Below are 5,318 nucleotides of genomic sequence, written 5' to 3'. Positions count from 1 at the left end.
GTCAACTCATGCCTGCGCACCACAACGCGACATCAAAACAGAACACCACCGGCCACAAAACAGATTCGCTGCAAGAACTTTGAGGACACTCCCTAACCGGGCATTGTTGCGGCGCAAACGTATCCGCACCGTCATCCCCGAACGCTCCGATCAGACCGCCAACCGTAAACGTAGAGGTCACCGTGGTGGCCGAGCGCCGGACTTCGACCGAGAGACCTACAAGCGGCGCAATGTCATCGAACGCGCCTTCAACAAGGCCAAACACTGGCGCGCGGTCGCCACACGGTATGACAAGTTAGCCATCACCTACCGCGCCGGAGTCGTCCTGGCCCTGATCGTGGAGTGGCTCAGGTCGTTGGGAGACAGAACCTAGTCCCGTCTTTCAGAATTTCTCATCTTGATGCACTCGGCACGTCTGAGCAGCAATTTACAGGCGCCTGCTCTCGCTCGACACGAGCTGGCTTCGTTGCCAACCGACCGGTGGCACAGGAACGATGAACAGTGAAGTTGCCGAGGTGAAATCATTTCAAGACCGAGCAGTCCGCTCTCGCATATCCTCCGATGGATGAGGGCGCAATCGCGCTCAGCACACCCGAGGCCCCGGGCGACGCTGAAGAACGAGAATGCGCTTCCATCATGAACATTCGTTGATACACACCCGCAGCTGACAGTGGGCAATTCAATGCGCAGCCAAGGTGTCGCGGTTCGAGGACACTAATGAGCCAGACTCTCCAAGTGGTAGGGGCAATACTTCTGCTCGCCGGATTTATTGCGTCGCAAATAGGTGCACTGGAAGACACTTCCGCTCGATATTTGAGTTTGAACATGATGGGAGGGACCCTCCTTGCCGTCCTGGCATATCTAGGCCGAGATTGGGGATTCTTAGTACTTGAAGGCACATGGGCGGCAGTCTCAATGGGTGCTTTGCACAGAAGGTATTGCAGCACACGGTCGGCAGAGCACGACTCCGAGACTGGCTGGACTGGCGCGCGAACTATTCGGCGGCCTCGGCAGGCGCTGGAGCTACCTCCATCACCCGTCCCGAGCCTGAGGGGAGACGAACTCAGCAAGCCAGAACTGTTGATCCATTTGTTCCGCGACTCCTACGCAGGGGCTCAAGGGCGGCAGTGGCTGCAGGCACACATCCTCTGGTGGCTACTGACATTCCTACGTGAAAATGGCGTTCGCACAGACTTTGACGTGCTCGATTCACCGGAACTGGGTCAGCGGATCGCCGCCATGCCCCTTCCGCCTGGCCACACTGACGTGCATCCCGCCGGGCACGCGGGCATGAACTTTGCCCTGTGGTGGTCGATCACGAGTGACCTCGCTCACCTGATTCATCGCCCACGGCGCCATCTGCTCGCCCCGCGCGGGCAAGCCCTCCCGGACTTGGTTGAGCTCGAACGGCGAGCGACACAAATTGGGCTGCAGCCCTGGATGTCTAGCACAAGCTTCGAGGAACTCGCAGGCTTGGCGCGGGCGTTGGCGATCGTCGACGACTACGAACACGGTCCTACCATCAGCGCAGACGAGCTGATGTTGCACGTTCTGCTGCCCGAGCTATTGCTAGTCGAAATGCACTGGCTACACATCCCGTCCGGTCGTCCCCGAACCGGCGATCGCCAACCTGTCGACGTCGTGTTGCTGCGCCGGCATGCCACGGCTCACGCCAGATGGAACGAAGGCCGTCACCTCAGCCCCCTGGATCACATGTATTTGCGCGCGGGCAACATGCTGACCCACCTGGCACAGATGCCTTACGACGCGATGCATCCCCACCGCCAACGCATCATGAGCATGTACAACCAACTCTGCTGGGCCGACAACTATTCGGCCGAGGCAGGAATCCCGCACGGGACTGTCTGATCGGGACTATCTCGCTAAAGGTGTTTCCGGCGGTTTCTCTCAGTAGGTTTGGGCGTTGGGCCAGCGGTCGGCGAAGGTGATCGCGAACGCGTTGACCGCGGGTTTCCAGCGCATGGTCCATCGTGCCCGACCGGCGCCGGTCGGGTCGAGTGATCGGGTGACCAGATACAGGCATTTCAGCGCGGCTTGCTCGGTGGTTCTGTGGAATCAGAATTGTCAAGTTCCTGCTGGTCGGCCGTGGTTGACGGCGACGATCGGCAGCGAGGTGGTGGCGGTCAGTTGTCGTGGGGTTGTCCCTGCCGGAGTTGGGGTGTCGGCGAGGCGTTGGAGTAGCTGGTCGAGGGCGGCGTGACCGTCCTGGACGGCGGCTTGTTCGTCGTCGGTGAGCGGGATGCTGACGAGCATTCGCTGGAGGTTCGATTTCGCTTGTAGAAGTTGGCTTTTGCTGGATTCCTTGGGGATGTAGAAGTCGCAGCGGGCGCAGGCCATGCGGTGTTGGCATTGTTCGAAGAAGGTGTAGGTGCAGAAGCCGTGGCCCAGGTCGTAGTGCTGCCAGGGCTCGCCGGCCGCGGCGGTGCCGGAGGCGACCGCGTCGCGGTCGACGAGGACTTCGATGGTCCGGACGTTGCGGGCGAAGTAGCCAGCGTCGTTGTATGCCTTGGCCAGGGTATTCGGGGTGATCTTGGCGTAGTGCTGGGTCGATTCCGGGCTGCGGTGTCCGAGCCAGGCCTGCAGTTCGAACAAGGTCATCGGTTCCTTGGCGTTGTAGAGCTGTGTTGCGATGGTGGAGCGGGCGCGGTGGCTGGTAATCGGGCCGCGGACGTCGGCGGCGGGGATGCCGGCCTTGCGGCAGAGCGCTGGGATGATCGTGTCGTTGATGTAGTTCTTGCTGATTCGCCCGGCCCGGACGGCGAACAGCAGATGCACCTTCTCACCGGTCTTGCGGTCCAGCGTGGGCGGTTGCGCCGGTCGCAGGGCCTGCCAGGCCTCGATCGCCCGGCCCAGGATCGGGTCGACGGGTTTGGTGAAGGCGGTGCCGGTCTTGTGGGTGGGGATGTCGAGCAGACAGACCGGGTCGTTGCCCGGCTGCTGGTCGGCGCCGATCGAGGGGCGATCGTGTTGCCAGCGGATGCAGCCCAGGCGGAGCCGGGCGATCTCGTCGCTGCGCTGGCCGCTGAACAGCCAGGTCAGGGTGATCGCGCGGACCATGTCGATCGGGTGGGCTCCGGGTCCTTCGGGCAGGTCGCCGGGTTCGAGGTTGAGACCGGCCCAGAGCAGTTTGGCCCAGAGGTCATCGGCGATGACCCGCGGGTCGGGTCCTTGCAGGGCTCGGATGCTGCGTGGGGTTTCCAGTGCTCGTGCAGGGTCGAACCGGCGCGGGATCCAGTCCCAGTCCCGGATGTCGCGGAAGAAGGTCCGGGCGATGCGGATGTAGGTGCGTTTCGTCTTGGCCGACAACGGCTTTCCAAGCTGCTCGGCGCGACTATCGCGCCAGTTCTGCGATTGGATGTGGTCGCCGACGCGCATGCGGTCGACTGCGGCGATCCAGGCCGTGCAGATCTGGCGAGTCCAGTCGGCGGGCCCGGTGACGTCGGGATGCTCAGCGGCGAGCCATCGGCCGATCTTGGCCAGCACGACGCGGTGGGTGTCGCGGGTGCCGGGTTGGATCGTCGCGGTGGCATGCCAGCGTTCGACCATCGTCGCCCAGCCTGGCGCGGTGCCGGTGATGGGGACGAGACCGTCTCCGAATCGTGGTGCCGGTGGTTCACCGGTGTGTCCGAGTGCGGCCAGAGCCCGGTGAACGCCGTGCAGGTGGCGGCCGTGGAAGTGTCGTTCGATCGCCGCATCCGAGCACAACCGATCCAGCACTGGCGAGCTCAACTCGTTCAGCATCGGGCTGTGGTTGAGCAACTGCAGCGTGCAGATCATCGACTCCAGATACGGAGCTCGATATCCCCATCCGGTCAGCACCGCGCGAACCGGCTCGATCGCTTCAGTGACGGCTTCGGCGCCGAACACCCTGTGCGCCAACGTCTGCCGCGCGAACGGCCCGACCAGATCGAACGCGGTGAACCCGGTCAGCAGATAGGCATGGGTGAGCAGATAGGGACGTGCCTGCATGCCGATCTGCCCGGGGAAACGCTGCCGCAGGTGCTGCGGGCGCAGCAGATCGGCCCACTCGCGGGTCGACCAGGACCAGAAGTCGCGGCCCAGCTCGCCGCAGCGGTGCAGGACAATCGCGGTGGCATAGCGGCCGAACCGCCGCTGGAACACCGTGTCGGGATACCAGTGCAGCACCGCCAAAGCCTCGTCCAGTGGTGCCGTCAACCGCCGGATCGCCTGCCATTGCTCGTGTTCCCGCTCCCGGTCGAGCCGCAGCAGATCCAAACCGAGCCCCTGCAGAGCATCGGACTCGCCAGTCGAGAGCCGGTCGCGACGCCGGAAACGATCCAGCCGCAGCGGCCGCTGCCAACCAGGCTGTGCTCCCGCAGAATTCACCGTCGTGGTCATCGGCGACCGGTCTCCTGCTCGCCGAGGTGGGCCAGCATCTCCACCCGCCCGGCATGAATGTGGTCCATGCCGCGAGCGAGCTTGTCGGCCAGCTCGCGGCCGGACAGGTGGATATAGGTCAGCGTGCTCTCGGTGCTGCGATGACCGGCAAAAGTGGCGATCGCGTGCAATTCCCAGCCCATCCGCGCCAGGTCCGTCAAGCACAAGTGCCGGGTCGTGTGGGTGGAGAACGCTCGCGGGTACATAGTCACCGTGTCGCAGATCCCATATCGCGGTGCCGTCGGCAGCCCTATGCCGTCCCGCGGCTGCTACAGCGGCGGTCAGGGTGTCGCCGGTGTATGCGACCGCCGATCCTCCAGCCGCCGTCGGGGGCGTTGAGGATGTTCACCCAGGTGTCGGCACGGTTGTGCGAGGGATCCGTGAGTGCGTCGACGATGTCGGTGGCGGCCATGAGGGACACGGCCCGGCTCTGCGGATCGGGAAGACCGATATTGGGCAGCTTCAGCTCGACCATGACGATCCGCCGGTTCACCCCACCCGCGTAGATGGCGTGAGGTGGCAGCAGATGCACTGTTCCACCGATGATTCCGGTGAAGAAGTCATTTCCGGTGCCACCACTGACCTCGAGCAGGGCCGCGGCGAGGCGGGGCAGAATTTCGCGCTCGGCGGACTCGGTGAGAGTTCCGGTCGGCGCGGTGACGGTGATGGGCATAGGGGCCTCCTCAAGCCAGTCGCTAGTTCTAAAACTGACGGAGGTTGTTGACACTGTGGGCTCCTGATACGAAGGAGTCCCGTGCCCGAACGTGTATGGAGTGAGAAGGATTTGGTCCGGCGAGCGAAGCGGCGCCTGGCGGTGCTTCGGCATGCCGAGGAGGTCAGCGGCAACGTGGCCGCGACCTGCCGCTACTACGGCATCAGCCGCAACATCTTCTACCGAT

At 63.7% G+C, this 5,318-nt stretch carries 4 protein-coding genes and 3 pseudogenes; 3 read left to right on the top strand and 4 right to left on the bottom strand.

Annotation, left to right across the window (positions count from 1 at the left end):
- From ACZ6DL_RS37945 to ACZ6DL_RS37935, 3 genes and pseudogenes are all read left to right on the top strand, one after another.
- A pseudogene (locus tag ACZ6DL_RS37945) lies at nucleotides 1-373 on the top strand (hypothetical protein); the annotation flags it as partial.
- A 344-nt stretch (nucleotides 374-717) separates the two neighbouring features.
- Nucleotides 718-927, top strand: a pseudogene (locus ACZ6DL_RS37940) (CBU_0592 family membrane protein); the annotation flags it as partial.
- Between the two features lie 153 nt (nucleotides 928-1,080).
- Nucleotides 1,081-1,869 carry a hypothetical protein gene (locus tag ACZ6DL_RS37935; protein ID WP_466058553.1) on the top strand — a complete coding sequence of 263 codons (789 nt, stop codon included), beginning with the start codon at nucleotides 1,081-1,083 and terminating at the stop codon, nucleotides 1,867-1,869.
- Nucleotides 1,870-1,908: 39 nt separating this feature from the next.
- Here the strand turns inward: ACZ6DL_RS37935 and ACZ6DL_RS37930 are convergent.
- The 4 genes and pseudogenes from ACZ6DL_RS37930 to ACZ6DL_RS37915 form a co-directional block, all read right to left on the bottom strand.
- Nucleotides 1,909-2,073, bottom strand: a pseudogene (locus ACZ6DL_RS37930) (IS256 family transposase); the annotation flags it as partial.
- 12 nt (nucleotides 2,074-2,085) lie between these two features.
- The gene (locus ACZ6DL_RS37925; protein WP_466058549.1) at nucleotides 2,086-4,380 is read right to left on the bottom strand and encodes a tyrosine-type recombinase/integrase; all 2,295 of its coding nucleotides are present in this window, start codon (nucleotides 4,378-4,380) and stop codon (nucleotides 2,086-2,088) included.
- Nucleotides 4,377-4,625, bottom strand: a complete 249-nt coding sequence (locus ACZ6DL_RS37920) for a tyrosine-type recombinase/integrase (protein WP_466058551.1) — start codon at nucleotides 4,623-4,625, stop codon at nucleotides 4,377-4,379. The genes ACZ6DL_RS37925 and ACZ6DL_RS37920 overlap by 4 nt, the downstream gene beginning before the upstream one ends.
- Nucleotides 4,626-4,669: 44 nt before the next feature.
- Nucleotides 4,670-5,092, bottom strand: a complete 423-nt coding sequence (locus tag ACZ6DL_RS37915) for a hypothetical protein (RefSeq protein WP_466058547.1) — start codon at nucleotides 5,090-5,092, stop codon at nucleotides 4,670-4,672.
- Nucleotides 5,093-5,318: the final 226 nt, after the last annotated feature.

It is taken from the genome of Nocardia sp. NPDC041819, assembly GCF_055590505.1.
This window is presented reverse-complemented; position numbering and strand designations above follow the sequence as displayed.

Coding starts and splice junctions, on each gene's coding strand:
- ACZ6DL_RS37915 (WP_466058547.1), bottom strand. CDS start 5,092: ATGCCCATCACCGTCACCGCGCCGACCGGAACTCTCACCGAGTCCGCC.
- ACZ6DL_RS37925 (WP_466058549.1), bottom strand. CDS start 4,380: ATGACCACGACGGTGAATTCTGCGGGAGCACAGCCTGGTTGGCAGCGG.
- ACZ6DL_RS37920 (WP_466058551.1), bottom strand. CDS start 4,625: ATGTACCCGCGAGCGTTCTCCACCCACACGACCCGGCACTTGTGCTTG.